The organism is Allobosea massiliensis (genome assembly GCF_042655245.1).
GTDB classification, from domain to species: domain Bacteria; phylum Pseudomonadota; class Alphaproteobacteria; order Rhizobiales; family Beijerinckiaceae; genus Allobosea; species Allobosea massiliensis.
On the sequence record NZ_JBHSLU010000063.1, the window covers coordinates 449,796 to 476,309 of the forward strand.

The 26,514-nt window shown below is 60.7% G+C and carries 24 protein-coding genes; 20 read left to right on the forward strand and 4 right to left on the reverse strand.

What is annotated here, in order from left to right; all coding sequences use genetic code 11:
* Positions 1-44: 44 nt before the first annotated feature.
* Complete coding sequence (locus ACFPN9_RS19980) at positions 45-2,270, reverse strand: putative Ig domain-containing protein (RefSeq protein ID WP_377817461.1); 2,226 nt, start codon at positions 2,268-2,270, stop codon at positions 45-47.
* Between the two features lie 104 nt (positions 2,271-2,374).
* A complete protein-coding gene (locus tag ACFPN9_RS19985; RefSeq protein WP_068203720.1) occupies positions 2,375-2,950 on the reverse strand; it encodes a TadE/TadG family type IV pilus assembly protein in 576 nt (191 codons plus the stop codon).
* 41 nt (positions 2,951-2,991) lie between these two features.
* On the opposite strand from ACFPN9_RS19985, the gene ACFPN9_RS19990 reads away from it, so the two are divergent.
* The 16 genes from ACFPN9_RS19990 (at position 2,992) to ACFPN9_RS20065 (ending at position 21,623) form a co-directional block, all read left to right on the forward strand.
* Positions 2,992-4,851, forward strand: a complete 1,860-nt coding sequence (locus ACFPN9_RS19990) for an Ig domain-containing protein (protein ID WP_377817462.1) — start codon at positions 2,992-2,994, stop codon at positions 4,849-4,851.
* Entirely contained in the window at positions 4,833-5,882 is a 1,050-nt protein-coding gene (locus ACFPN9_RS19995; protein WP_377817463.1) for a pilus assembly protein TadG-related protein, read from the forward strand. Before ACFPN9_RS19990 ends, ACFPN9_RS19995 begins: the two co-directional genes overlap by 19 nt.
* Before the next feature lie 203 nt (positions 5,883-6,085).
* Complete coding sequence (locus ACFPN9_RS20000; RefSeq protein ID WP_377817464.1) at positions 6,086-6,901, forward strand: outer membrane protein; 816 nt, start codon at positions 6,086-6,088, stop codon at positions 6,899-6,901.
* 159 nt (positions 6,902-7,060) lie between these two features.
* Complete coding sequence (locus tag ACFPN9_RS20005; RefSeq protein ID WP_377817465.1) at positions 7,061-8,521, forward strand: ATP-binding protein; 1,461 nt, start codon at positions 7,061-7,063, stop codon at positions 8,519-8,521.
* A 15-nt stretch (positions 8,522-8,536) separates the two neighbouring features.
* On the forward strand, positions 8,537-9,742 hold the full coding sequence (locus ACFPN9_RS20010) for a hypothetical protein (protein ID WP_377817466.1): 1,206 nt from the start codon (positions 8,537-8,539) through the stop codon (positions 9,740-9,742).
* Complete coding sequence (locus ACFPN9_RS20015) at positions 9,739-10,266, forward strand: hypothetical protein (RefSeq protein WP_068203729.1); 528 nt, start codon at positions 9,739-9,741, stop codon at positions 10,264-10,266. Before ACFPN9_RS20010 ends, ACFPN9_RS20015 begins: the two co-directional genes overlap by 4 nt.
* 208 nt (positions 10,267-10,474) lie before the next feature.
* Positions 10,475-14,116 (forward strand): vitamin B12-dependent ribonucleotide reductase, encoded by a 3,642-nt coding sequence (locus ACFPN9_RS20020; protein ID WP_377817467.1) that lies wholly within the window; start codon positions 10,475-10,477, stop codon positions 14,114-14,116.
* Between the two features lie 128 nt (positions 14,117-14,244).
* Complete coding sequence (locus tag ACFPN9_RS20025) at positions 14,245-15,183, forward strand: crotonase/enoyl-CoA hydratase family protein (protein ID WP_377817468.1); 939 nt, start codon at positions 14,245-14,247, stop codon at positions 15,181-15,183.
* Between the two features lie 246 nt (positions 15,184-15,429).
* On the forward strand, positions 15,430-15,909 hold the full coding sequence (locus tag ACFPN9_RS20030) for a hypothetical protein (RefSeq protein WP_377817469.1): 480 nt from the start codon (positions 15,430-15,432) through the stop codon (positions 15,907-15,909).
* A gap of 96 nt (positions 15,910-16,005) precedes the next feature.
* Entirely contained in the window at positions 16,006-16,311 is a 306-nt protein-coding gene (locus ACFPN9_RS20035; protein ID WP_377817470.1) for a DUF5983 family protein, read from the forward strand.
* Between the two features lie 147 nt (positions 16,312-16,458).
* A complete protein-coding gene (locus ACFPN9_RS20040) occupies positions 16,459-17,445 on the forward strand; it encodes a phosphoadenosine phosphosulfate reductase domain-containing protein (RefSeq protein WP_377817471.1) in 987 nt (328 codons plus the stop codon).
* Between the two features lie 46 nt (positions 17,446-17,491).
* Entirely contained in the window at positions 17,492-18,472 is a 981-nt protein-coding gene (locus ACFPN9_RS20045; protein ID WP_377817472.1) for a hypothetical protein, read from the forward strand.
* Between the two features lie 5 nt (positions 18,473-18,477).
* The gene (locus ACFPN9_RS20050) at positions 18,478-18,957 is read left to right on the forward strand and encodes a DUF2726 domain-containing protein (RefSeq protein ID WP_377817473.1); all 480 of its coding nucleotides are present in this window, start codon (positions 18,478-18,480) and stop codon (positions 18,955-18,957) included.
* Between the two features lies 1 nt (position 18,958).
* Positions 18,959-19,582 carry a dTMP kinase gene (gene tmk / locus ACFPN9_RS20055; RefSeq protein ID WP_377817474.1) on the forward strand — a complete coding sequence of 208 codons (624 nt, stop codon included), beginning with the start codon at positions 18,959-18,961 and terminating at the stop codon, positions 19,580-19,582.
* A 38-nt stretch (positions 19,583-19,620) separates the two neighbouring features.
* Positions 19,621-20,679, forward strand: a complete 1,059-nt coding sequence (locus ACFPN9_RS20060) for a hypothetical protein (protein WP_377817475.1) — start codon at positions 19,621-19,623, stop codon at positions 20,677-20,679.
* 8 nt (positions 20,680-20,687) lie between these two features.
* Complete coding sequence (locus ACFPN9_RS20065) at positions 20,688-21,623, forward strand: hypothetical protein (protein WP_377817476.1); 936 nt, start codon at positions 20,688-20,690, stop codon at positions 21,621-21,623.
* Positions 21,624-21,635: 12 nt separating this feature from the next.
* Here ACFPN9_RS20065 and ACFPN9_RS20070 read toward each other — a convergent pair whose 3' ends face one another.
* Together ACFPN9_RS20070 and ACFPN9_RS20075 are read right to left on the reverse strand one after the other, a co-directional pair.
* On the reverse strand, positions 21,636-21,821 hold the full coding sequence (locus ACFPN9_RS20070) for a Flp family type IVb pilin (protein WP_068078474.1): 186 nt from the start codon (positions 21,819-21,821) through the stop codon (positions 21,636-21,638).
* 155 nt (positions 21,822-21,976) lie between these two features.
* Positions 21,977-23,041, reverse strand: a complete 1,065-nt coding sequence (locus tag ACFPN9_RS20075; protein WP_377817477.1) for a hypothetical protein — start codon at positions 23,039-23,041, stop codon at positions 21,977-21,979.
* A gap of 182 nt (positions 23,042-23,223) precedes the next feature.
* Between ACFPN9_RS20075 and ACFPN9_RS20080 the strand changes: the two genes are divergently transcribed.
* Genes ACFPN9_RS20080 through ACFPN9_RS20095 form a run of 4 tightly spaced genes read left to right on the forward strand, consistent with a single transcriptional unit; the run spans position 23,224 to position 26,480 of the window.
* Positions 23,224-23,967, forward strand: coding sequence for a DNA N-6-adenine-methyltransferase (locus tag ACFPN9_RS20080; RefSeq protein WP_377817478.1), 744 nt, complete (start codon positions 23,224-23,226; stop codon positions 23,965-23,967).
* Between the two features lie 8 nt (positions 23,968-23,975).
* Positions 23,976-24,347: a hypothetical protein gene (locus ACFPN9_RS20085; protein WP_377817479.1), complete on the forward strand. Its 372-nt coding sequence runs from the start codon at positions 23,976-23,978 to the stop codon at positions 24,345-24,347.
* Positions 24,348-24,357: 10 nt separating this feature from the next.
* Positions 24,358-25,719 (forward strand): Eco57I restriction-modification methylase domain-containing protein, encoded by a 1,362-nt coding sequence (locus tag ACFPN9_RS20090; RefSeq protein ID WP_377817480.1) that lies wholly within the window; start codon positions 24,358-24,360, stop codon positions 25,717-25,719.
* A gap of 35 nt (positions 25,720-25,754) precedes the next feature.
* Positions 25,755-26,480: an SGNH/GDSL hydrolase family protein gene (locus tag ACFPN9_RS20095; RefSeq protein WP_377817481.1), complete on the forward strand. Its 726-nt coding sequence runs from the start codon at positions 25,755-25,757 to the stop codon at positions 26,478-26,480.
* Positions 26,481-26,514: the final 34 nt, after the last annotated feature.

Below are 26,514 nucleotides of genomic sequence, written 5' to 3' on the forward strand. Positions count from 1 at the left end.
TTTAAAAGCGGCCGTTTCCATTTATTATCATGGTGTTGGCGGTTTCAGAAGCCCATCCCGATAGCCGCTTGCTGCCCGATGCCGTCACCGACAACGACCGTAATCGATGAATTCCATTGGCCCCAATTGGTCTGAACGGTCCCGCTCACACCGTCCCAATAGGAAATTCCCGGCTGCGAGTCAGGGCTCGAATAGACCGCGGCAATGCCGCGTCCAGCAACACCGCCACCAGTCTGAAAGCTCTGGTACCCGATGCAGCCATACCGGCAATAGGTGAAATTGAACCCGGTCGTCGCCCACGCGGAAATGGGTGTCGGGCTGATGTAAAACGAGTGGCATGCGTAGCTGCTTGCGCCGTATGCGTCCCAAACGCTCAGGCAGTTGCTCTGCCATCCATAGGAATAGCCCGTATGGGCGTAGCACATGTTCGAGTAGCCACCCGAGACGAACCCGCTGCAGCCCGTGTAGAGCGTGCCATAGCCTCCTGAGTACCCATAGTGGATCTCGATATAGCTCTCAGTGGTGAAGTTGCCAGCTGCAGCGGTCACCCAGACGCTGATCGGAGGCGTCGAAAAGCCCCAGTTGAGGTTCTGCTGGTAGACGACCCCAGTGACGTTGTCGCGAAACTGGATCCAAGCCGTCCCAGAGCTCGGCGCAGGGTTGCCCGCCCAATAGAATGTTGTCGCATCCGCCTGATAGCAATTCATCCCCGGTGGCGAACCGCATGCGTAAAGCGAGAAGTTGCCCGATCCACCCGAGACGTAGACGTGAGCGTACGTCCATTGGCCTGCAACCGTCTGGTTCCACCCCGTCGCATAGTGCGAGGCCGGGGGCATCGCAATCGAGATACGCATGACCTGGCTCACAGAGTTGCCAGCCTGATCCGTCAGCGTGATCGTCGGATAGAAGTCCCCGTAAGTCGAAGGCGTTCCCCAGACCGAACCAACCTGCTGCCAGACGCCCACCTGCCCAGAAACCCAGGTCGGGCCACACAGCATGCCTGCAGGCATTCCCGAGCATGTGACGTTGATAATTCCGGCGCCGCCTGTGCCGTTAACGGCGATAGACCCCGGCTGCTGGAACTGCATATTCAGCAGGCCCACGCTGATCTGAAGCGGCTGCGCCCGGATCTCAAGCGAGTAGGTCGCCGAAGTTGCTACGCCACGGCTGTCCGTCGCGGTGATCGAAAACGAATACGTGCCGGGCCAGGCCGTCGTCGTCCCGTGAATGTTGCCAGTCAGGCCATTGATCCAAAGCCCCGCTGGCATCGCACTGGATGTGAAGGTGTAACCCTTCGGTGTCCCGCCAACCTTCCAACCGCCCCAAACCCGGGGTTCCGGCTGATAGGCGTCGTTGATGGCCTGCCCCTGATAGATGATGCCGGACCCAGCCGACATCGACATCCCCACTGGGTAGTAAATCACATACTGGCCCGTCACGGTCGCCGAACCGGGAGGGCTGTCGTAGATCTTGTCGCGATAATCCTGGACGGTGAAAACCGTAGGCGCCCAGGTGACGGGGTCGCAGCCGGGATTGCTCGCCTGACAGGGATAGTTGACCGCAATGCCGAACTTGCCCGTCTCAGTCTCGAAAGTCAGGCCCGGCGGAAGATTTGCGACGCTATAGGGACGGTATTTGCCCTTGAACCGAACGCCGCCAGAGGCCGTGACTGTGTTGTTGTGGGGGCTACCGGACAGAACCTCAAAATAGCTGACGCCTGCGTTTGGATCGAAATTCAGGCGCAGCGGCGTGTCCGGGCACACCGGAATATCGTTGGTGATCGTGACATTCGCCGATTCCGCCCACACCGTCGATCGCTCGAGCCCATCGGGCCCGCCGAACGCCGAATACATATTGGCCAGAACCCGCAGTCCGCCGTCTGTCGGACGGTACTCCACGCGGACGCGGGACGTGAACTTCCCATCGGGCGTCGGCGCGGTCTCGATGTACCGAACAGTCGTGTTCGCCTCGGTCACCGGGAACGGATAGAGCAGCTCGCGCATGAGATCGACCTGCGCGCCCGTCCCGTACATGTTCTCGATGTGCATCCGATAGGAGCACACCGTCCGAGGGTACGGCACGCTGTTGACCATCGCGTAAGATGCCGACTGCATCTTCTTGTTCAGCGTGACCATGCCTGACGTGTACGAGCCGCCGGCATAGATCATCATGGCGAACGGCAAGATCAGCGCGAACTCGACCGCAACGGTGCCACTCTTGGCGCCGCGCAGCTTTTCGACGAATTTTCTCAGCACGGAGAAAACGGACATTTAGGTCTCCAGGGCGGCTTGCGCTGCGCGCGGCAATTTATTTGCGGGCACCTTGCTTTCCTACACAAGCCGCGCCGCGATCGCAATATTTATGGGTATTTTTCTCAGTTCACAGGCGTGTAATTGACCTGCTCACGGACTCGGAACATCGACGAGGCCGTTAAAATTCGCTGGCCGCCGGCCGCGGTGTTTTGGGGCGACCACAGCGACCAATTCGGAACCGGCAGAGCCGCTCGGATCATGACAATGACGTTTGGCTTGACGCCGAACTGCTGACCAAATGAAGAGTTCTGGATCCCGGTCGCCGAAACCATTTGGGGGATGGCCGGGTCGCTGCCGTCCGCCTTCAATGTCCTTATATCGACCCTGATCTGACTTTTGCATGTCGCCTGGGACACCAGAAGAAGACCTGATTGCTCGCAGATCTTCTGACTGAGGCAATTCGTTGTGTACGGGAACGCAGGTGTTCCATCCGAACACAGCGCCGCTTCTTCATAAACCTTCTTAGCGATCGACTCGACATTGGCGTCGAAGGCGACATTCGCCCAATAAAGCGTCCCCGTCCCCAAGCCGCCCATGATCATGAGCATGAAGGGAACAATCAGGATCGAAAATTCCACCGCCGTAGCGCCGCGGATGTCGGTCGCAATGGAGCGAATTTTGGAAGATGCGGTTTTCATTGTAAAAGGGCTCGTAATTTCGAAAGCCGCGAAAAACAGCGGTGAGCTTTTATAGCGGTTTTTTCAGCGATAAAAAATGCTTTCTTGCGCCGCCGCTTTCGCTATGCGCGAGGCGCTGGTTGTGGAATAATGGCGATAAATTCAGAATTATGGGAATCCCGCAAATGTCCTACGCTTCCATCTGCGAAATGGTGCGCGAGCGCTCACGCGCGTTTGTCGCCGACAGGGGAGGCAACGTCGCCCTGCTGTTCGCACTCGCGCTTCCGGTTGTCGTCGGCGTCGCTGGGGCCGGTGTTGATCTCGGGCGTGGCAGCGCGATGCGCTCTTCTCTTCAGCAGTCTGTCGATGCCACCAGCCAAACGCTCACGGACACCGTCAAGACGTGCCATGACCGCAACCGCACGAATGACGTCACCATCGACCAGGGCTGCCTGAACGACCCACAGTTCATGGCGACGCTTCGCAGTGAAGCGCAGACGCTCGTCGTTCAGAACTTCAAACAGCGCGGCTACGACCAGGCACCGGCTCTGACAGGGCCTATTACGGTCGACCAGATCAACGGTCGGATGCGCCTTCAGGCCAGTGTCGGCTACAACTGCGTCGTCTTCCGCGTGCTGAACTCGGACTGCAATCTGAATGCCGTCTCGGGAACGTCCGCAAATCTCTCCACGCAGGCCCTGACGCTATCGCTCAGCGGCCCAACTGGGCAGCGGTTCATTTACGTCGGCGATCCGACCGTCAATCTGCCTGTGAGCTACAACGTCAGTGGCGGTTGGTCCCCGTATTCCTGGGGTCAGACAGGAATGCCCGGCGGGTTGAGCCTCAACCCCGACGGCAGCACCGAGTCCGCTCAGATCAGCGGCACACCGACTGACCCCACGGTCTGCAACCTCCCTAGCCCCTGCGACCCGCTCCCACTCGCTCCAACGGGCGTCTCCGTCACTGACGCAGGCGACCAGAACCGTGGCGGGCTGAACAAGCAGCAGGTCCAGGGCGTCGTGAACTTCGTCCTGATCCGGCAGCTTCGGCTGCAGCTTTCCGGGGTGATGAACACCGTTCCGAGCCCAACGGCGGGCTCGTACTATGCTGACGCGACCCGCAGCGGTGGGACCGGAAACTACATCTACAGCTGCACGGGTGTTCCCGCCGGCATGAGCTGCAACACGGCAACGGGTCGAGTTTCGGGAACGCCGGGCTACAACCAGAGCGGGACGCTCACGGTCACGGTGACCGATATCACCGATGGCCGCACGGCCAGCGCGTCGATCTCATATCATTTCCTCCCGCCCCCGATCGTACTCTCGTTTGGGACGGGCTACCTGACCGGCACGAACGCCACCGTCGGGTCAACGACGGTGGTCGCGACCGGCGGGTATGGCGTGCTGAACGTCACCTGCGCTTCGTTGCCGCCCGGGTATGCCCACAGCGGCAATCCTGGCAATGAGAGCAATTACGGCACAATCTCGGGCCGTTGGCAGACCCCTGGAGGGCTCGAGCAGAACGGCACGCTCACGTGCACCGCGACCGACCAGGCTGGTCAGGTCAAGACGGCAAATCTGAACTGGGCGATGGAGTACATCGGCAACGACGAGTGCCTCACAAATTCCAGCATCCCCTGCCCGGGCACCTGGGTTGGAAGCTGGGGCACCTGCCGGAATGGCAATGGGATGTGGATCTGCTTCCAGTGGTGGACATGGGGCGGGGGCGAGCTTTCCCCTGATCTCGTCCCGCCCCCTGGTCCGGACACCGACAACTCTCGTGATGGCGAGGTCTGCTCGACCGCCGGCTCCGCGGCCACCGCTCCTGTCTATGGCTGCTATGGCACGAGCAACGGCTGCACGATCACCAAGGGCTGGAACCGACAGTTGGGATCGAAGCTCCGATGCGCTCCCCGAGGCTGAAGCTTTTGGCCGGCGCCGCTACGTTCCCCTCGAACAACGAGGGGAACGTCGCAATCATTTTCGCAATAGCCCTTCCGATCATCGTCGGCACCATTGGAGGAGGGATCGATCTCGCCCGCGCGTCAAAAATGCGCGCCGCCCTCACACACGCAGTCGATTCCACGGCCGCCCGCATCGAAGAGACGCGCATTTCATGTCCGCGAGACTCCAGCTCGCGGAACACCGATATCACCAATTGCACGACCCGAGACGGCGAGAAACTGACCACCTTTGCCGCGCGCCACATCACAGCGGAATTCCAAGGGGCCGGCTTCGACAGCAAGGTCCAAATCGGACCAACCGTCTCACTCAATCCAACCAACAACCGTGTCATTCTGACTGCCACATCGAGCTACAGCTGCACGCTGGTAAAGTTGCTGTCCTCGTCGTGCGACATTAACGTCGGGTCACGCTCAAATACGCCCGCAGGATCCGAAAACGCTGTCGCCGCTATGTCGTTGTCAGCGCCGACCCAAGCCGAAATCTGGATCGACGAATACGGCTCGCCGGCGTTACCGACGCGCCTTTCGGCCAAGGGCGGGAAATCGCCCTACCAGTTCGCGATCGGTCCGAACCTCCCGGAAGGATTGCAGCTGGACCCAGTGTCCGGGAGTATTACCGGGAAGCCATCTGCGATCCCGTGCGATCTGGATTGCAAACCGCAAATCCGGAAAATCGCTGTTACGGCTTTCGATTCATCCAGCCCTAACAGGATGGCGGCGTCAGGCGTCGTCACTTACCAAATCATCCACCCGCTCAAAGTCGAGATTAAGCAGACGCAACAAGGCAACGTATCGTCGCTTGAAACGATCCGGACCGGTGGAAAGCCGCCGTTTCAATACATGTGCATGACCCCGCTGCTGAACACCACGTGCGACACGGCAACCGGCAAAATCGTGAGATTCGGTACCGCTAGCGGAGGGGAAATTACGATAACCGTGACCGACGCCCGCGGGAAATCTGCAACGGCTAAAGCGAATATATCGCCTTAAACGGCTCAATATTCCGGTTAACACTAGGGCAGTTATGGGTGTGATAAATTAAATATGGTTGGGAAAAATATCTCTCGAACCCCATCAAAACGAGAATTTCGACAAAATGCGCTACAAACGGCGCTTGGCTGCAAATTGGCGATAAGCTAATTCGGAGCTCGGAAGTTTCGAATCCCTGCAAAAAACGTTTTAGGAGCAATTTCATGATCAAGCGCATCGCCTTCGCGGCCATCGCAATCTTCAGCGCGTCCATCGCCCATGCGAGCGACCTCCCCTACAACAGCTCCTTCGCGCCGGCCGGCGCCGCCCCCATCGCGGCTGTGCCGAACTCCTGGACGGGCTTCTACATCGGCGGCAACATCGGCGCGATCGGCGGCACCAAGGACGGCTCGACCTTCACCGGCACCTCGGACGGCAACTTCTCGGACGGCTTCAGCGGCAACCGCGTGACCAACTCGACCAAGGCCGGCGCGCTGTTCGGCCCGGTGGTCGGCTACAACTACCAGATCTCGCCTTCCTTCGTTCTCGGCGCCGAGGCGGACTACAACTGGGCGAACGCGGAGCGCCGCTCGTCGTTCAGCAACACCATCGACATCTTCACCGGCGTCGCCACCTACAATGTCACCGCCAACACCCGTTCGCAGCTCGACTCCTTCGGCACGCTTCGCGCCCGCGTCGGCTACCTCGTGACGCCGAACTTCATGCTCTACGGCACCGGCGGCCTGGCCTTCGGCTCGATCAAGCAGTCCGTTCATGCCGTCGACACGCTCGCGGTTCCCGCCGGCGTCGCCACCTTCAGCGACATCAGCGTGAAGAGCACCAAGACGAAGGTCGGCTGGACCGCCGGCGTCGGCGCCGAATACGCCCTGAACCGCAACTGGTCGGTCAAGGTCGAGTACCTCTACGCGAACCTCGGCAAGTCGAACGTCTCGTTCCCCGGCGACGGCCTCTACAACTTCGCAGCCAAGAGCAAGAACGAGTATCAGCTCGTCCGCGCCGGCCTGAATTACCGCTTCTGATCTAGGCATTCATTCGCCTATACTGAGCCCCGCCGAAAGGCGGGGCTTTTTTATTGTGAACGGCAACGCAAAGAGCGCTTCCGTTATTGGGGCTTCCAAATCGCTTCGTGCCATGCGAAACTGTGTGTCGATTTTAAACCCATTTTTCCGGTCAGTTTTTTGGCGCGGTTTTTCGCGCTCGAATTGATTTCAGGCCTTTATCACATGCGTCATTTTATCGGATTAGATGAGCAGAAGCTTTTGCGCGACCGGCGCGAGGTCATGACGCTCTTTGAACCCGAACGGCTTTTGAATTCCCACGTCCTGATGTGCGGGATGTCGGGGACTGGCAAATCATTCCAGTCGAAGCGGCTCCTGGAAAGCGGAGCCCGCGCCGGCATCCCGATCGAGGTCTTCGACGTCCACGAGGAGCTTCACGACGTCTGGGGCGCGCGCGCCATCAAATACAGTCAGGCGACCGGGTTCGGATATAACCCCCTCACGCTGGACACCGACCCTCACGTCGGCGGCGTCAACCGCCAGGTCGATTTCTTCGTGGGCCTCATCAAGGAGGTTTCCCCGCAGCTGGGCGTCAAGCAAGAGAGCGTCCTGCGCAACATCGTTCGGGATACCTTCGCCGCGATCGGCATCTACCAGAACAATCCTGAGACGTGGCGCCGGCTCGAGATCACAGAGGCTGAAAGAGCCTCCATCATTGAAGCTCGCCAGTGGTCCCAACTTCGGCGCTACTACCCAACGCTGGACGATCTGCGCTCCTATGCGATGCGAAAGATCACCGCGATGACCATCGGCGGGGACAATCAGGCTGTCGGTGCCTACGAACAGGTGCTCAAGCTCAGCAAGCAGCGCACACGCCTGACCAACGCTTACAACAAGACCTCGAACGACACCGAGCTCGAGAAGCTCGCCACTCAGATCGAGGCCGCTCAAGAGAAGGCCGTTGACGCCTACAGCGCCTTCGTGAAGAGCATCCAGACCGGGCGTGAGCCCGAGGACATCATGAAGTACGACAGCGTTGAGGTGCTGAATTCTGTCGTGGCTCGCCTCGACCTTCTCTCGGCCGCCGGCACCTTCAGAGCGAACCCGCCGCCATTCGGAAACGCGCAGGTCAAGGTGCACCAGATCAAAGCACTGACGACCGAGCAGCAGGTGCTTTTCACAAAGCTTCGCCTTCGATCTATCTTCGAAGAGCTGAAAAAACTCGGCCCCACAGAGAGTGGAACCGAGTTGCGCAAGATCGTTTTCATTGATGAAGCGCACAAATACTTTAGCAAGGCGCCAGAAGACGTTCTCAACGTCATTGCGAAAGAGGCGCGTAAATTCGGCCTTGGGCTCTGGTGTGCTTCTCAGCAGCCAACAGAATTCCCGGAAAGCTTCCTCACGAACGTCGGGACGACGATGCTGCTTGGCATTCACTCAAGCTTCTGGAAGCGGACGTCCGTCATGCTTCGCATCAGCGAGGACGAGCTGCGAGCAATTCGCCCGAAGGAGGTGATGGCCGTGAAAATGATGCGGGACGGGGAAGCCGATCCGCCATTTCAGGTCACAATCGTGCCGAACCCGAAAACAGAGGCCGGACGCCGCGCGGCCGCAAAAATGAGCCCCGCTCGGGCCGCGTGATCTCCGCGAGGACACATGATCCCATCACTTATCTGCTCGGCCGTCCGGATCGACGACCCGAGCAAAGTCGTTTCGCTCGATCTCACGCCGGCTCTGGCGAACCTTGATCACCGGCGGGCCAGCGTCCTGATCGCGCGCTTAAAGGCGCGCGAGGCCATCTTTGTCCAGGATCTCTCGGCCAGCATTCCGGACGAATGGCGGAAACACTTCTGGGCGTCGAATGTCCGCATACCGGACCTCTACGATCGCGCGTCCGAGTTCATCGTCGCGATAGGAGAGCTGACCGGTCTGAGGTCCTGGCAGGCGCTAGCGTTCGCGAGACAGGATGCTCAGCTGACACTCGCATCAGCCAAGAAGCTGCAGAACGCGGTTTCCACGGCCCGGTTTGTCTCCCTATCGAAATGCACCGCTGCGATGCTCTACGACGATCTGGGCGACGCCTATGGGGACACCGACACCATCATCGATCAGTCGTTTTCGCATGAGGATTTGATCGCCGCGGTCGGTCACCCCAACTGGGAAGGCACCGAGGCCGATCGCAGCGAACACATGGTGCAATCCAGCGCATGGGTGCGCGTGAATGCCCGGCCGTTCGCGTTCTCGACGAAACCTGTGACGTGGGACGGCGTCTCCCAGGACAACCTCACATCCATTCTCGAGGATGAGCCGGACCTGATCGAGGGACAGTTCATTGAACGCGTCTGGACGGGCCTTGAGACCGATCTCGACGACAACCACTATGAGGACGCTCACGAGGCCATCCGGCGCAGCGATGACCTCACAATGGCGCTGAAAGCATGGTTCGCAGCCCGCAGGCTGTCGACGAGCGACGCTGAAAAAGCATTCGCGGCTGTTCAGGCTTGGAATAATGCCAAGCAGATCACATCGCATTTCCCCGACATGAAGACCGTTGTCGGCCTTTTCGATGATGTCGACCATCAGGAGGCTCGCGACTGGGTCGATCGCTACGTCCGCCGGGTCGAGCGCACGTTGGACGCAATCAATGGCCTTTGGCGCAGCGCATTCGTCGATCCGGAAAAGGCGATTGCCGACGCCAGATCGATCGGATTTTCGCTCGTCTGCGAACCTAAGCACTCGAGCCGGCAAAAATGGCGATGGATCAACGACGCGACCGGTGAGATTTCGGCGAAATTCCTCACGCTCGAATTATGTGTCGAATCCCTACCAGCCCCGAGACCCCAAACTGGCAAAGCGACATGAACTGCACGATCTTCGTTCCCACTCCCGATTCCGCCACCTCTCGCCAAATCGCTGCCAAAAGCGCGATTGTGGCGGCCGCGGAAGGCGATCCGACGATTTTTCACTACGAGGGGAACGTCTATAACTCGGTGAACATGCAGCGTTACGTCGACCGACTCTGCTCGGCGGCGGGCCGGCTGGCGACGCACTACCCGACCTCCGCGATGGCGGCATTCTGCCCTTCCGAAATGATCGCCGTCGGAACCTTCGACGCGGAATTCAACTGCATCACAGCATTGACCGATCCTGAAGCGCTCGAACGCTGGTCAGGTGAAGACCGCCTGGACTTCGCAGGAAAGCTGCTGCCCGTTGGCCTGGTGCCTTTCTCGGCCGAGAATGAGAGCGTTATGCGCACCGCGCGCTATCTCGGTCGCAACAATCGCGAGCTCGCTTATAGGACGCTGGCAGGGCAGTTGATCGTGATCTCAACGCTTCGCCCCAAGTTCGCCGATATTCGTGCTGTGCGCGAAAAATGGGAGCGCTGAGAAGCTCTGACTTTTAATGCCGATAAATCGGGTCTGCGGCTTTCTGATTAAAGCCCAATAATTCAAAGGGTCCGGAAAACGGCCTTTCGTTTACCTCCGCTACAAGATTTAGTATCATATGCTGAGCGGCCGCAATAAATGCCGCCGACACGCATTTTATCCATAATAATCGCCCTCAGTGCGATTTCGATTTTTTGGAGTCCCTTAAGTGCAGATCGATCGTCGCCACACCATCGCGTCGGAATCGCCATACGCGAAAATCGCCTTTCGCACCGCATCGAGCGAGATCAAGAACCCCGACGGCACCGTCGTGTTCAAGGTCGACAACATCGACATCCCGGAAGCCTGGTCCCAGGTCGCGAGCGATGTGCTGGCGCAGAAGTACTTCCGCAAGGCCGGCGTCCCTGCTCGCCTGAAGGCAGTTCCCGAGCGTGGCATTCCGGCGTGGCTGTCCCGCCGGGTCGCCGACAAGGATGCCCTGGCGTCGTTGCCCGAGGCCGAGCGCTATGGCTCCGAAACCGACTCCAAGCAGGTCTTCGACCGCCTAGCCGGCTGCTGGACCTATTGGGGCTGGAAGGGCGGCTATTTCTCCTCGGAAAAAGACGCTCAGTCCTTCTACGATGAGCTGCGATTCATGCTCGCGACCCAGATGATCGCTCCGAACTCGCCGCAGTGGTTCAACACCGGTCTTCACTGGGCCTATGGCATCGACGGCCCGAGCCAGGGCCACTTCTACGTCGACTTCAAGACGGGCAAGCTGACCAAGTCGGAGTCCAGCTACGAGCATCCGCAGCCGCACGCCTGCTTCATTCAGGGCGTCCAGGACGATCTCGTCAGCGATGGCGGCATCATGGACCTCTGGGTCCGCGAGGCGCGCCTGTTCAAGTACGGCTCGGGCACTGGCTCCAACGTCTCGATGCTGCGCGGCGAAGGTGAGCGTCTGTCGGGCGGCGGCAAGTCGTCGGGTCTGATGTCGTTCCTGAAGATCGGCGATCGCGCGGCTGGCGCCATCAAGTCCGGCGGCACCACGCGACGCGCCGCCAAGATGGTCGTGGTCGATGCCGACCATCCGGATATCGAGGCCTATATCGACTGGAAGGTCGAGGAAGAGCGCAAGGTCGCAGCTCTGGTGACCGGCTCGAAGACCAACAAGCGTCACCTCAACGCCATCATGGCGGCCACCAAACTCGAAGACGGCAGCCGCGACTTCGACCCGTCGACCAACCCGACGCTTCGCCAGGCCATCCGCCAGGCCAAGCGGTCGGCGGTGCCCGAGAACTACATCAAGCGGGTCATCGACATGGCGCGCCAGGGCAAGGAAACCGCCAATTTCCCCGAGTACAATGTCGACTGGGACTCGGAAGCCTACCTGACGGTGTCTGGCCAGAACTCCAACAACTCGGTCTCGGTCACCGACGACTTCCTGCGTGCCGTCGAGGCCGGCGACAACTGGAACCTCATCGCTCGTACCGACGGGCGCGTCATGAAGACGCTGAAGGCCGGCGATCTCTGGGAGAAGATCGGCGAAGCGGCTTGGCAGTCCGCGGACCCGGGTCTGCATTTCAACACGACGATGAACGACTGGCACACCTGCCCCGCCGGCGGGCGCATCCGGGCGTCGAACCCGTGCTCGGAATACATGTTCCTCGACGACACCGCCTGCAATCTCGCCTCGGCCAACCTGCTCAAGTTCTACGACACGCAGACCGGCAAGTTCGACCTCGGCAGCTTCGAGCACGTCTGCCGGCTCTGGACCCTCGTCCTCGAGATCTCGGTCACGATGGCGCAGTTCCCGTCGAAGGAGATCGCGCAGCTCTCCTACGACTACCGCACGCTGGGCCTGGGCTACGCCAACATCGGCGGTCTGCTCATGACCATGGGCCTTGGCTATGACTCCGCCGAAGGCCGCGCGATCGCAGGTGCGCTGACCGCGCTGATGACCGGCATCGCGTACAAGACGTCCGCGCAGATCGCTGGCGAACTCGGCCCCTTCCCCGAGTACGCGAAAAACAAGGACAGCATGCTGCGGGTCATCCGCAACCATCGCCGGGCCGCCCATTCGCAGACCGACGGATACGAGCTGCTTTCTCGCAACCCCGTGCCGCTGGATGCCGGCTCCTGCCCAGACGAGGATATGGTCACCCGCGCCCGCCTCGCCTGGGATGAAGCGCTCGACCTCGGAAACCAGCATGGCTACCGCAATGCCCAGACAACCGTCCTTGCTCCGACCGGCACTATCGGCCTCGTCATGGACTGCGACACGACCGGCATCGAGCCGGACTTCGCTCTGGTGAAGTTCAAGAAACTCGCCGGCGGCGGCTACTTCAAGATCATCAACCAGGCGGTTCCCAACGCGCTGCGCCAGCTCGGCTACCGCGAGGGGGACATCGCAGAGATCGAAGCCTACGCCGTGGGACACGGCTCGCTGCGCCAGGCTCCCGGCGTCAACCATGTGACGCTCGCTCGCGCGGGCTTCGATGACGACTCTCTGGAGAAGATCGAGAAGCAGCTCAAGAGCGCCTTCGACATCAAGTTCGTCTTCAACAAGTGGACCCTCGGCGAGGACTTCCTCGTCAACGTCCTGAAGGTGCCCGCCGAGAAGCTCGCCGACCAGACCTTCGAGATCCTGCCGTTCCTCGGCTTCTCGAAGCAGGAAATCGAAGCCGCGAACGTCCATGTCTGCGGCGCGATGACCCTGGAAGGCGCCCCGCATCTGCGCCGCGAGCACTATCATGTGTTCGACTGCGCTAATCCGTGCGGAAAGACGGGCAAGCGCTATCTCTCGACGGCAAGCCACATCCTCATGATGGCTGCGGCGCAGCCGTTCCTGTCGGGCGCGATCTCCAAGACGATCAACATGCCCAACGACGCGACCGTCGAGGACTGCAAGGACGCCTACATGATGTCCTGGCGGCTCGCTCTGAAGGCGAACGCGCTCTACCGCGACGGCTCCAAGCTCTCCCAGCCGCTCAACGCCGCCCTCGTTTCCGACGACGAAACCGACGACGAGGACGTGCTCGCGGACGTCTTCGGCAAGAGCAATGCCGCCAAGGTGGTCGAGCTCACCGAGAGGATCGTCGAGCGTGTCGTCGAGAAACGCGTCCGCGAGCGGGAGAAGATGCCCGACCGCCGCACTGGCTACATCCAGAAGGCGACCATCGCCGGCCACAAGCTCTATGTTCACACCGGCGAGTACAAGGACGGCCGCCTCGGCGAGATCTTCATCGACATGCACAAGGAGGGCGCCGCCTTCCGCGCGATGATGAACAACTTCGCTATCGCGGTCTCGCTGGGCCTGCAATACGGCGTGCCGCTCGAGGAGTACGTCGAGGCCTTCACCTTCACCAAGTTCGAGCCATCGGGCTTCGTGCAGGGCAATGAGCGCATCAAGAACGCGACCTCGGTTCTCGACTACGTCTTCCGCGAGCTCGCCGTCTCCTACCTCGGCCGCCATGACCTGGCGCACATCAAGCCCGAGGACCTCTCGCTGACCACCGTCGGCCAGGGCAAGAATGACGGCACGCTCTACGAGGACACCGCCCATGCCCGTCTCGGTTCGAACGGCTTCGTCCGCGGCGAGACGCAGACGGCGCGGGCGATCGTGATCGAGGTTGCCCGCAGCGAGATGGTCCAGAGCGAAACCGCGCGCACCGCGGACATGTCCTCTGCCCCCGTCCTCGAGATGGCGGCAGCCGGCGCGGTCGCGCCGACTCGGAACTTCCGGGCCGAGGCGATCGAACAGGGTTACAGCGGCGACGCCTGCGGCTCTTGCGGCTCCTTCACGATGAAGCGTGCGGGCACCTGTCTGGCGTGCACGTCATGCGGCGGCACATCGGGAGGGTGTTCCTAACGCTCTGAAATAAATCGCTTTTTTGGAGGCGCCCGGCTCTAAGCCGGGCGCCTTTTTCTTTGCGGATTCTCCGATCCCGGGGGCAGCGCCGCGACTGCCACCCCCTTTAAAATCCCGGAGAGAAAACAATGGCGCACGATGTGCAGGTCCAGGAGAATTCGGTTCTCAATGCCGGCGCCGACCCCTCTGGAGTCGTCGCGATGATCCAGCATCAGGCTGGGCCGCTTCCGCAGATCGAGCTTGCCTACGAGGACGAGATCCAGACGCTCTGGGTCACCATCCGACCCGAGCCCAAGCCTGTCTTCACTCTCACCCTGCTCGACAGCCTGGTGAAGGTTCAGATGGCGATCGCAGCGCTCTGGGGCGCTCCCCAGCAGTACCATGCCGCGCCAGTGCGTTTCCTCGCCTTCCGTGGCGAGGGCCCCTTCTTCACGCTCGGCGGTGACCTCGACTTCTATCTGGACTGCCTCGCCAAGAACGACCACGCGGCGCTCGCCGAGTACGCGCGTCTCTCGGCCGAAGGCGCGATCTGGAACAGCAATGGCGTCGGCGGCCTGGTCGTGACCCTCGCCACGGTCCACGCCAAGGCGATCGGCGGCGGCATCGATGCGGCCCGCTCATGCAACCTCATGGTCGCAGAGGCCGGCGCGTCGTTCGTCTACCCCGAGATCAAGTTCAATCACTTTCCGATCACCGCTGTCGCGATCCTCTCGCGCCGCATGGGGGCGGACGCAGCCCAGGAGCTGCTTCTGTCGGGGGAAGAGCTCTCGGCAGACGCCTTCATGTCAGTCGGCGGCCTCGAGGCAGTGGTACCTACCGGCACCGGCGAGGATTGGATCCGGCAGTACTGCCGGCAGGCCAAAGCCAACCACGCCGCTCGGGTCGCGCTGTTCTCGGCATTCAACCGCCGGGCCGGCGACCTGAGGCAGGAACTCAAGCATCTCGGCGAGGACTGGGCCACATGCATGCTGCGCCTCACCCCGGCCGAGATTAGCAAGCTGCAGCGGATCGCCTCCGCTCAGGAACGCATGCTCAGCCGGGCCTATCAGCCGCGGGCTGCCGCCTAAGCCTCGCAAGCGCCTGCTGCACACCGGACGTCCCCAGCCCCCCGATGCTGCCAATGGACGGCACGTTGCACTGAAACGCTGCACGGTCACTATGGGTGACCATGCAGCGGGATTTTCGACATGTTTACGCCTTGGGTTGGATCCGAATTCGGAAACGCTGGAAAACCGTTGGCCGCAAAAAGGCTGCTGGTCCTGGGCGAGTCTCACTATTCCGATGAGCACGAGCTCGGATCTTACGAGCCCGGAATGACCCTCGACGTCGTCGGCCGCTATCGAACCGGAAAACGTGAAACCTGGATGAGGACGTTCGACAACCTCGCCGCAGCGATCGCTGGTCAGTCGAAGCGGATCATAGGTAGGGACGGCGTGAACGCGATCTGGGAACAAATCGCCTTCTACAACTACGTCCCGGTGGTCGCCGCAAGCGGTTCGCGCACCCCTCCCTCCGAAGCTCATTTTGCCTTAGGCGCCCCTCCGTTCGAAATCCTGCTGGACAACCTGCGGCCAAACGCGATCCTCGTCTGCGGGTACCGGCTTTGGGCACGCTTCATTCCCCGCCACGCTTCCGGTTACGCCGACAACGTCTGGAAACCGTCGACGCCATTTGCGTCGATCACCGAGCGGAACATCCCCGCCCTACGAATGGTCCACCCCTCTACTGGGTATTCTCCATCGTTCTGGACGCCATTTATCGAGGAGCTGCTAGAGCGGGCCCACGAGAAATAGGCCCCGCAGGAGCGCCATCAGCGCCTTCATGCTCGAAATCACCGGGTGGATTCAGATCATTTTTTATGGTCCTAACCCCTGGAATTGGAACTGAAATTGGACACGAAGAAGTCGATCCTCGATATCTCAACCGCTCACGTTTCCATCTCATCACGCGAATGGCTGGACAAGCAGTCTGCCATCTCCCTGGCCTATCGAACCGTCACCGACGAGCGCCCGGTCGCCACCATCGCAGGCTTCGGCTACGGATGGTTCCTGACCGCAAATCCGCCTGAAGGCGCAGGCGAAGCGATGCCCGACGACATCAATCGTCTCCTCGAATACGCCCGCGCTCAGAATTGCGAGTACGTCGTGCTCGACCGCGACGCCGACACCGTCGGAGAGCTGCCCGAGTTCGAATAACTCGACACCATCAGGCATACAAGGACCGAACCGACGCCGCTGTCAGCTACGCGGAAAAATCACGCTAAAAATCGCAGCGCGCTGCACAGCCGGCGCCTAATCGCTGATCAGGATGAGCGGCCGCACAGTCGACCGCAAAGGACGCCCATGGCCGAAACAATTCCGTCATTCGCCGATTACGACCACATCATCGTGGCGATGTCGACCGGCAAGGATTCACTCGCCTGCCACCTCAAACTGATCGAGGACGGCGCCGACCCTGCGAAAATCGAGTGGTGGCATCATGACGTGGATGGGCAGGAGGGCTCGTCTCTCATGGACTGGCCAATCACGCGAGACTATGGCGCAAAGCTCGCCGACGCCTTCGGGATTCCCCTCTATTTCTCCTGGAAGGAAGGTGGGTTCGAACGGGAAATGTGCCGAGACGGCGCACCCACGGCCCGCAACCACTTCGAAACGCCATCCGGCCTCAAATCCGCCGGCGGAAACTCGCATAAGACAGGCACGCGCAGGAAATTCCCTCAGTGCTCGGCTGACCTGTCCGTACGGTGGTGCTCCGCCTACCTGAAGATCGATGTCGCCTCGACTGCGATCAACAACCAGGAGCGCTTTCTCGGCAAGCGAACCCTGTTCGTTACCGGAGAGCGCGCGCAGGAAAGTGCCGCCCGCGCGCGGTACAAAACGTTCGAGCCGCACAGGACCGACCTTCGTCACAGTCCGCGGCGCTATCGACACGTCGACCACTGGCGCCCGATTCACGCATGGTCGGAAGAGCAAGTCTGGGACATCATCCGGCGGCACGGAGTGAACCCCCACCCTGCCTACCATGCCGGGTTTGGGCGTGTGAGCTGCATGAACTGCATCTTCATGAGCCACAATCAGGCTGCCACGATCCAGGCCCACGCACCCGACCGCATCGGCAAGCTGGCGAATTACGAAAAGGAATTCGGCTGCACCATTCACAGAACCCTGGGCGTTCTGGAGCGTGCCGCCAAGGGGACGCCCTACGAGGCTGCAACCTCTGAGGCGATGAAGCGATGCCTTGGCGAGGAGTACGATCTGCCGATCCTGGTCGACCCGAAGAACTGGATCATTCCAGCGGGAGCGTTCGGTGAGAGCTGCGGCCCCACGTGATATAATCAAGCCACGTCAGTTTTAATCGCATTTTCCGGATGAAATGATGTCCAACAACAAAAGCCTGTTTTCGATCACCGCCAAAACGCCCGAGGGCGAAAATGCGGTGACCGAGGTGCGCGTCGACCTATCCAGCAAGACAAAGGCCTCCGCACTGCTCGAGGAAATCCTGCGCGAAGCGAAGCGGAACATCGCCTCACGATCAGTCAATTTCGACGATTTCAGCGGTGACAGCGCATATCTCGACGCGCTGGATGCCGCGGTCGAGAAGGTGACAGTCGAGGCCATCTCCGTCGGCGAAAACGACACCCATTTCTTCTGTCGCGCACGTGTCTCCGACGTCGACCGACGCATCTTCGTCCGCAATATTGCGGCGCCGTGCGCCGGCGCCGCTTCAATCCTCATGATCTGGGAACTCTCTCAGGTCCTGTCGAAGGCGATCACCGACGAAGATGCGCTTCTCGATTTTTTCGACGGTGTCGAACTCGAGACGCCCTATGCCATCCAGGCCGCCGAAACAGTCGCTCGATCCTATGTCGTTTCCACGCCAGCCGGCGACGACGTGCTGGTCGCGACAAACCGCCCCTCGATATCGAGAATGATCGACGACGTCGCCGAGGTCTTCATTCTCGCCGCGGTCATCGATCCCACGATCAACCCCGAGCAGTTCACGTCAATCTCGAAGCTGGGCCCGTCGGTCCGCTACAGCACCGAAGCGCGATACAATGACGGCGATGATCACCGGACCTGGGTCGAGGCCACCGACGACGAGGAAGCGGAGTTCCACGCCGCGTGCGAGGTTGAGGCCAACCAGACCGGAAACGCCGAGAAACCTGTCATCGACGACCTCGGCGACTTTATCGAGGGCGTCGACGGCATCAGAGTGACATCGTGCGAGCCTGATCCCGTCACCCGCGAAGAACTACTGCAGGCCGTCCGAGATGCCGTCGTTGCCTATGACACCCGCTCTGGCTTGCAGGATGCCATGAGCAAGCTTCGGGACATGGCCCAGAGCATGGCGGCCTGATCCAGATGACATTCCTGCGGTGGATCTCCGAAAACCAGCTGTCCGCTCTCGGCGCCTGCTTGCTGCTGCTCGTCATCGTAGCGGTGCTCGCCCACCGCTACGCATCCAGGCCCTCGTTCAAACGAAGGGCGTTGATGACCGACAACGAGCAGGAGTTCCACCGACGGCTCCTCGCCGCTCTGCCAGATCTCGAAATTTGGCCGCAGGTGCCAATCTTTGCGCTTATCGAACCCACTTCGCGACAGGGATCGGCGAGGTGGAAGCGCGGGTTGCGGCTTATTTCAAATCGACGCGTCGATTGGGTCATCGCAAGACGCGGAATACCCGTCCTCGTCATTGAGCTCGACGACAAGACTCATGACGCGAAAAATGATAAAAGGCGGGATAAGTTGCTCGCTTCATGCGACTTCCACGTATTGCGCTTTAAATCCCATCAACGTCCGTCGCCCGACGAAATTCGGCGCGACGTTTTGCAGTCAATTTAATATGGCGAATTTTGTGGTGTTCGAGGGTATCGACTGCGCGGGAAAGGGCTGTCAGGTGCGGCTTCTCACTGACCACCTTCGATCGGCGGGCAAGACGGTCACGACCACGCGCGAGCCCGGCGGTACCCCTGCAGCCGAGACGATCAGAGCCGGCCTCCTCTCCGGTGCGTTCAAGGATTATGGCCCCATTGCAGAGGTCATGATGTTCAATGCGGCCCGCGCACACCATCTGGCCGAAGTGATCCGCCCAGCGCTTGCCCGAGGCGAAACCGTCATCTGCGATCGCTTCTACGATTCAACGCTCGCCTATCAGGGCGCCGGCGACAAGGTTGACGTCGCCTGGATCAAAACCATCCAGGCTGCTGTCGTTGGCGATACGGTTCCCGATATCGCGTTCATCATCGACATTCCGGTCGACATGTCCGTAGAGCGCCTGAGGATGCGCGGCGCTGATCCCGACCGCTTCGAGGGCGCCGCTCGCGACTTTCATGAGCGTCTTCGGCAGGCCTATCTCGATATCGCAGAAGCCGAGCCACGGCGATGCCGAGTCATCGATGGAACGCGCTCGATCGAGCAGGTCCATCAGCAAATCATAACCGAGATGGCGAACGCCGCTCGCGCGTGAATTCACGCACCAATCGCTAGAATGAGGTCCCTATCTCTATGAAACGCCTTCTCGTCATCGCCTTCGCACTCGCGACCAGCACGCTCGCTTTTGCCACCGACAGACCCACCGATCAGGAGATCCTGAAGGCGGCGCAGGACCAGGGTATCGCGAACCTCGCAACCGCCAGCGGTCAGCCGGGAGATCCCAGTGCCTGGCGGATCAAGGGCGTTCTGATCAAGTCCGACGCTGACCCGAAATCAACCGACCCACTCGCCGTCTACGCACAGGTCGAAGCTACCACCGACCTTTTCCTCGAGGCGCGGAAGATCGACGGGAAGACAATCGTAACCCCCACCTTCCAGACCGGCGCCGGCATCTCGATCCCCGGCAAGATGCTCTTTCAGCGCGTCGGCTTCTTCACCCGATCCTGGGAGATCAAATTCGCCTGGAATAACGCTCTCCCCCCGGGCACTCCGCTGGCGACCTTCGAAAACGCAATTTCGTCGCAGTCCGATGAGGGTCGCGCGCTTTCCATGAAAGTCGCCGCTGACATCAAAGCCGACCTGGATCGCCAGGTTGCGGAATCAGCAAACCGAACGGCCAAGTTCGAGCTCGACCGCGCGGCAGCTCAGCAGTCCATGGAGCGGGTCCAGCAAAAGGATGAAGCCGACATCACGGCAGCCCTGGCGAAGTTCGTCGGCAAATGGCTCCCCTACACGATCGTCACCCCGACCGAAGATCCGAAGAACCCGAAGAGCGAATTCAGGGCGGTGCGCATCGACGAAATTGGAGCCGATGGCGCGGTGCTCACCCTCCTTCTCGGCAGCGACGAACAAGCCAAGCGCGCGCCAGTCAAAGCCACAGTTGGCGACGGCCGGCTCAACTTTCGTGACAGCGACGACTGCCAGGTCGATGTGGCTCCCAGCCGCAGGGAAAATGGGGAGCTCTTCATGCTTTTCGGCTCCCGGCTTTGCAACGTTGCCCGCCAGCACCTGAGCATCGTGCTCGAAGAGCGGACACCCAAGCAGGTCTCCGAGTTCGTCATGCGGATGAAGAACTCCCCTTCGCCGGCTCCTTCGAAGCCGGCCTTGCCGCTTCCGAACCTGAAACCCTAAGGCGACCAATGCACTGGATACTCCTCAGCGTCGTCATCCCAGCGCTGGCGTTCGGCATCTCCAAGCTGATGCCTGAGAACCCGAACGCGGCCGTCATCACGGCGGCCGCGATGTGTCTGCTTTTCCTGAAACTCGCCGAGACCAAATGGGTCAAGATCAGGCGGGGGCCGGGCATAGCGACCGTCATCATGTGGCTCGCCTACCTGGTCTTCACGGTCGGAGCCGCGGTTATCACCTACCGGGATGCGTCAGCGCAGAATATTGGCGTCTTTGCCGTCATGCTCGGCTCTGGCCTGTTCCTGAAGTTCTGGCCCAACTGGCCGCGCGTGATCACCCGCGTGGTCAACGCGGAGCGCCATGACCAGCTCGCTCGGATCCTCAACGACTTCGAGGATGAGGAGCACCCCGCGCTTCAGGAATACCCTCTCAAGCGCCTGGCCCGATTTTCGGTGGTTGAAGCCGGAGGGCAGAAGCGAGCAGTGCTCAAGCTTCTGGGTGACCCCAACCCTCTTGACTGGAACCGAATGGGCCCAGTGCTGAACTGCTGGATCGTATCAGCCGACGGCAACTCTGCATGGCCAATCGAGATCGAATTCCGGAACTCGAAAGCCACCGTGAGCCTCGGCGCATTTCACGCCGGCGGACCCACGGTGGCGATAGATCTCGAAGAAGGCGAAGTGTTCATCCGCCACGTGAAGAGCAAGCCGCGCAATGCCGCGCGCAGGCGCGAGATCGATCAGAACCCGAACCCGTACCTGACGCACGCCTCGCAAATGCTCGCCGGTGCAGAAGGGAAATCCGCTGTCGAGCTCCTGGCGCTCAGAAGGGATCTCGCAAAGCGCCTGCATCCTGATCAGCACAGAGGTCCAGATCAGAAGCAGCGGGCAGATGCGCTTGCGATCGCAAACGATCGCCTCGACCAGCTCATGGCCTATGCCCGATGAAGAAACGCCGGCTCAGGGAGCCGGCGCTGTAGCCGCAGAGTAGCTGGCCGAAACGCTGTCGACGGTTCCAACCGTCGCATTGCGCATGAACGGCGTCCCAGCCACGAGCATGAAGCCGAGAAGGACCGCGAATAGACCGTACTCGATAGCGGTCGCGCCGCTTTCGTCCTTCGCAACCCGTGCAAAACCGCCGCGCATTTTGTGAGATCCCTCTGTTCCCTAAAGGCGCGACCAATGGGCGCCAATAACGTCGGATACCATGCGCTTTCGGCGGCGGCACCCAGCACTGTCGAAAATAAAGCCGCCGGGCTTGACCATAATTAACGAACCATTGCAGTTCGTTTTATCGCGATTTATTGGCCCGACTTAATCGACAGGCCGAGCCGCGAAGCCTTGTTATCGGCCGCCCCCTCAGCGCCAGCCGATTGAACCTCGGTGATCCCCACTGGCACGGGCGGAGAAAAGCCGATCGACAGCCGGACTGGCATCGCCAGAAACTTTTCGACCTCGGATGCCGCTCCCTGAGCGAACTCTTCATCTAGCCCAAGCTGGCCACGAACAAACGGCAGAACCGCACCCGACATCTGCCTGCGCTGCTCACCGTTCATGAACATGAGCATGGTGCGGATCGGCTCAGCGGGCGTATACGAGACGGAAGCCTGCTTGAGTTTCGGGGCGCCGGCGAACAGGCCATATCCCAGCATCAGGCTCAGGCGGTCGGCCGCGGGCTCGATACGCTCCATCGAGAAGCGCGCACTGATATCGCCGAACTGCACCTGTTTGACCGACATTGTGCCATCGATCTCCCGGGTTTCGCCGTTCCCGGAGATCGACATTTCAGCCTGGATGCCTTCGCTTGCCGACCCCAGCTTCAATTGATCCGACCGGACGCCCTCAAACCGAGCGCTCTGCCTGAAAGCAGCGGAGGGGTCGCCAGTCATCGACAGGGTGTAGCTCGAAACCCGAACCGTCCCGCTCTTCGAAGGCGCCACGATATCCATAAAGGTGACACTGAGATCGCCATCGACAGCGAACGCGGCGACCCCCAGATTCTTCGCCTTCGCAGGCCCCATCACCATCGACCGAGCGGCAATTGCCTCCTCGCCGCTGATCATCAGCCCGCTCCCCGCGATGCCCTTGAACGACATCTCGGAATCGCCGGCCTCAACGCCGACGAAGCGCATCTCCTTGACGTGAATTTTGGGATTTGATCCCGTCTGACCGCCATTCATCGGCAAAACGAGGTTCTTCACCACCACGTCATCGTTCTCGGACAAGACGCGGTCGGCAGTCACGGCAGAGCCGTTTCCCATTCCCAGAAAAAGCCGCACAGCGGTCTCGGTCCGATCATCGGCAAAAGCCGACCCAGAAGCACCCACGAGAGTCGTGACAGCGGCAATGACGATAAATGAGCGCATGGAAATTTCCTGAAATAGATTATATCCCTATTTATCGCGAAGTCCGCCGACCTGCAATATTTAATCGCTTTTTTGAGCACGCCATCGCTCGCTCTTAGCTTCTCTTATTTCATCCGTGGACGATGCCGTCCCAGTCTTAATCCCTTCAATTAGGTGTTGGCAGATACCGCGAGGCGAAAGCGATGAAGAAGCTCGGAATGGGTGGCCATCAGTCGGCTGCGTCCCAGACCAATACCTGGCTCACGCCGAAGTTCATCATCGACGAGCTTGGCCCGTTCGACCTGGACCCGTGCGCCGCGCCCGATCCCAAGCCATGGCCGACGGCCAAGATGCACTACACGTGGCCGGAGCAAGACGGTCTCGCGCTATCGTGGGGCTCTCAGAGGATCTGGCTCAATCCGCCGTATTCCGCGTCTTCTATCGGTGCCTGGCTTGACCGACTTGCCAACCACGGCAGGGGCACTGGACTGATTTTCGCCCGCACCGAGACCGAGGCTTTTCATCGGTCGGTATGGGACCGCGCCGACGCTTGTCTGTTCCTGGAAGGCCGCCTGTACTTCCACCACGCCGACGGCAAACGCGCCGCCGCCAACGCCGGCGCGCCAAGCGTCCTGATCGCCTATGGCGACGAGGACGTCGAGAAGCTGATGCGATCGAGGCTCGAGGGCAAGTTTGTCGCCCTGTCGCGCCCCGTGCTCATTCAGCTGGTCTTCCGCGAAGACCCGCCGATGCCCGGATGGTCGTATGTAGTGCTCGAAGCTCTTCGCTCATTGGGCGGCACGGCGCGCCTCAGGGACCTCTACCAGGCCCTTCACAACCATCCCCGCGCGAAGAGCAACCCGCACTGGCAAGCCAAGATCCGTCAGACCGTCAGCCGCGCCGGCCTTCGCCGCGTCGACAACGGCGTCTACTCGCTCGCAGCATAGAGACATCCATGACCGACACTCTCCTCGAAACGACCATCGCCGACTGGCGCATTTCCGACCAGTGCAGTGACGATCTCAGCCCCAAGCAGATGCTCCCTTGGGGCGTCACCATTGCGCGCGGCGGCTACGGCGGCCTCATGCTTGAGTTCTGCAACGTCGACGGGACGAAGCGTCTGGTCTCGATCGAAATCGACCAAGGCAATGTCACTGTCGGCGCCTACCGAGACGCTGATGGCGACCAGGACGCCAAGTTCCACATCACCGAAGGTGCAGTCTTTGCCCAAGCGGGCCGCCACCTCGTTGGGCAGATCAGTCTGGTCAGCTTCAATGAAAGCGAGTCAGTGATCGCCGCCGAGCCGATTCCGCCTGGCCTTATTTAAGGCCAGCACCTTGATCCATTTGATCCCGCAAAAGGCGCTGGAGGCGCTTCACCACGCGACCGCGCTCTACACCGTTGAGCCCGTCTGTGACACGCTGCTTGAGCGGATCGGATGGCCGTCCGTCTCAGGAAAGCTGATCGACCCGTCCGCCGGCGATGGCATGTTCCTGTTGTGTGCGATCGCGAAACTCAACCTCGAGATCGATGACCTGGACACACTCTCCCGGGTGCGCGGCTGGGAGATCTACCCGCCGGCCGTCGAGAGCGGCAGGGAGAGGATAGCGCAGCACCTGATCTCACGGGGCTGGACGATCGGCTACGCGCGCATCGGCGCCCGCCAGGTTCTCTCGCAGGGAGACTTCCTGCTCGAAGGCCCAACGGAACCGGAGTACCGGTTCGTCGCGGGGAACCCGCCATATCTGCGCTTCGGCCGACTGCCGGACGCGTTCAAGGACCTTTACGCCGCCAGTTTATGCGAAGCCTCACGAGGCGACCTGCAGCACGCCTTTCTGATGCGCTGTTCGCAGGTCATGACCGAAAATGGGGTGATCGGCTTCGTAACGTCCGACCGCTGGCTCTTGAATTCGACTGCGGCCAATCTCCGCGCAAAGCTGGGTGCTCGCGTCGGGATTGAACACCTCTCCCGCCTCGACGCCCAGACCAGCTTCTACAGGCCGAAAGACCGCCGCAAAGGCTCGCCTCCGAGGATACACCCTGTCGAGGTCGTCCTGCGGCCGGCAGCGAGCTCGCGCATCGCTTTGACCGATCATCCGGTTTCCCCCGATGGCGAAATGGCGGACCCGGAAGGCGGAGGCCAACTCGCGGATATCGCTACGATCAGGCTCGCGCCCTGGCTCGGCCCCGCAAACATCTTTGTGGTCGACCAGAAGACGGCCAGGCGGCTCCCGCCCGAACACCTGATCCCAGCAGTGGACACAGACGACGTCGATCCCCGCACCGATGCCCTCTCTGCGCCCCGGCGGTTCGCAATCAAGACGGACCGGCATACCACTCCGCCTGAGGCGATCACCGAACATCTCGCAAGTGAAATGCACCGCATGCCGAAGCGAGGCATCCGGAAGACCGGGTGGTTGCCGCCTGAGAAAGTTTTCGACGATCTCTCGCGTCCAGCTCTCCTCATCCCGAGAATTGCCCGGAAGGTGCGAGCCATTCGGTTGCCGCCAGGAATATTGCCGATAAATCACAATCTCTACGTGGTTCAGGCACGCCCCGACGTCACATTGGAGCAGATCGAGGCGATCCTCCTTTCGGATTCGACACACGATTGGCTCATGCGTAATGCGCCGCGCCTCGAAAATGGCTATTATGACCTGAGATCAAACCTCATTCGCAGAATCCCTGCGACCATTTGATTCCCACCACACCGGGGTTTCCCGGAGATTGTAAAATGACGGCGTATAAGTCGATTTATGGGCAGGCGCTCCGCCTGCTCTGTCTCGTTGCGTTCATGGCTATTGGACTTTCCATTTTCGCGCAGGATGCGCAAAAGCCCTGGTCAACGCTGGTCTCAGAGCGCAAGCAGGAGATCGACCGCGATCTGCTTCATCTCCGCGGCAAGACCATCATCATCGGCGACAGCCACGCATCCTATCTCGCATCGACCGCAAACACATGCGCCACGCCAGCGGTAAACGCCGGCGTCCATGGTGCCACGTCGAAGCGCTATCTTGAGCTGATAGAGACGCTCAAAGTCGCCGAAAAAGCCAAAACCGCCGTTGTTTCGATTGGAACCAACGACATTTTTCGCAAACGGGCCATCTCCGCAGCCGACTTCCGGGCAAATGCCGAGAGGATAATCCGGTCCGCCCTACGCCTCTCCAACCACGTCATCGTCTCAGCGATCCCGCCGATCTCACGCGCCAGCAGCGATCTCTTCGATGACGAGAAAGGCTTCGCGTTCTCCAGCCTGCTGCGCGCCGAATGCGAGCGCCACGCAGATTGCACATACTCGGAGCCGCATCGCATACATCGCGACGCCGAGCGGCCAGGAGCCGGTGTCGGGAATTATCTCGCGCCAGATGGAATTCATCTGGCAGATTACACCGCGCTGAGCGCGCAGCTCGGCATCTGCCCAACGCACCGGACGGCAGAAAGTGGAATTAAATCGGAATAAAAGGTAGAATGTCGAAATTGCCGCTATAATTGGC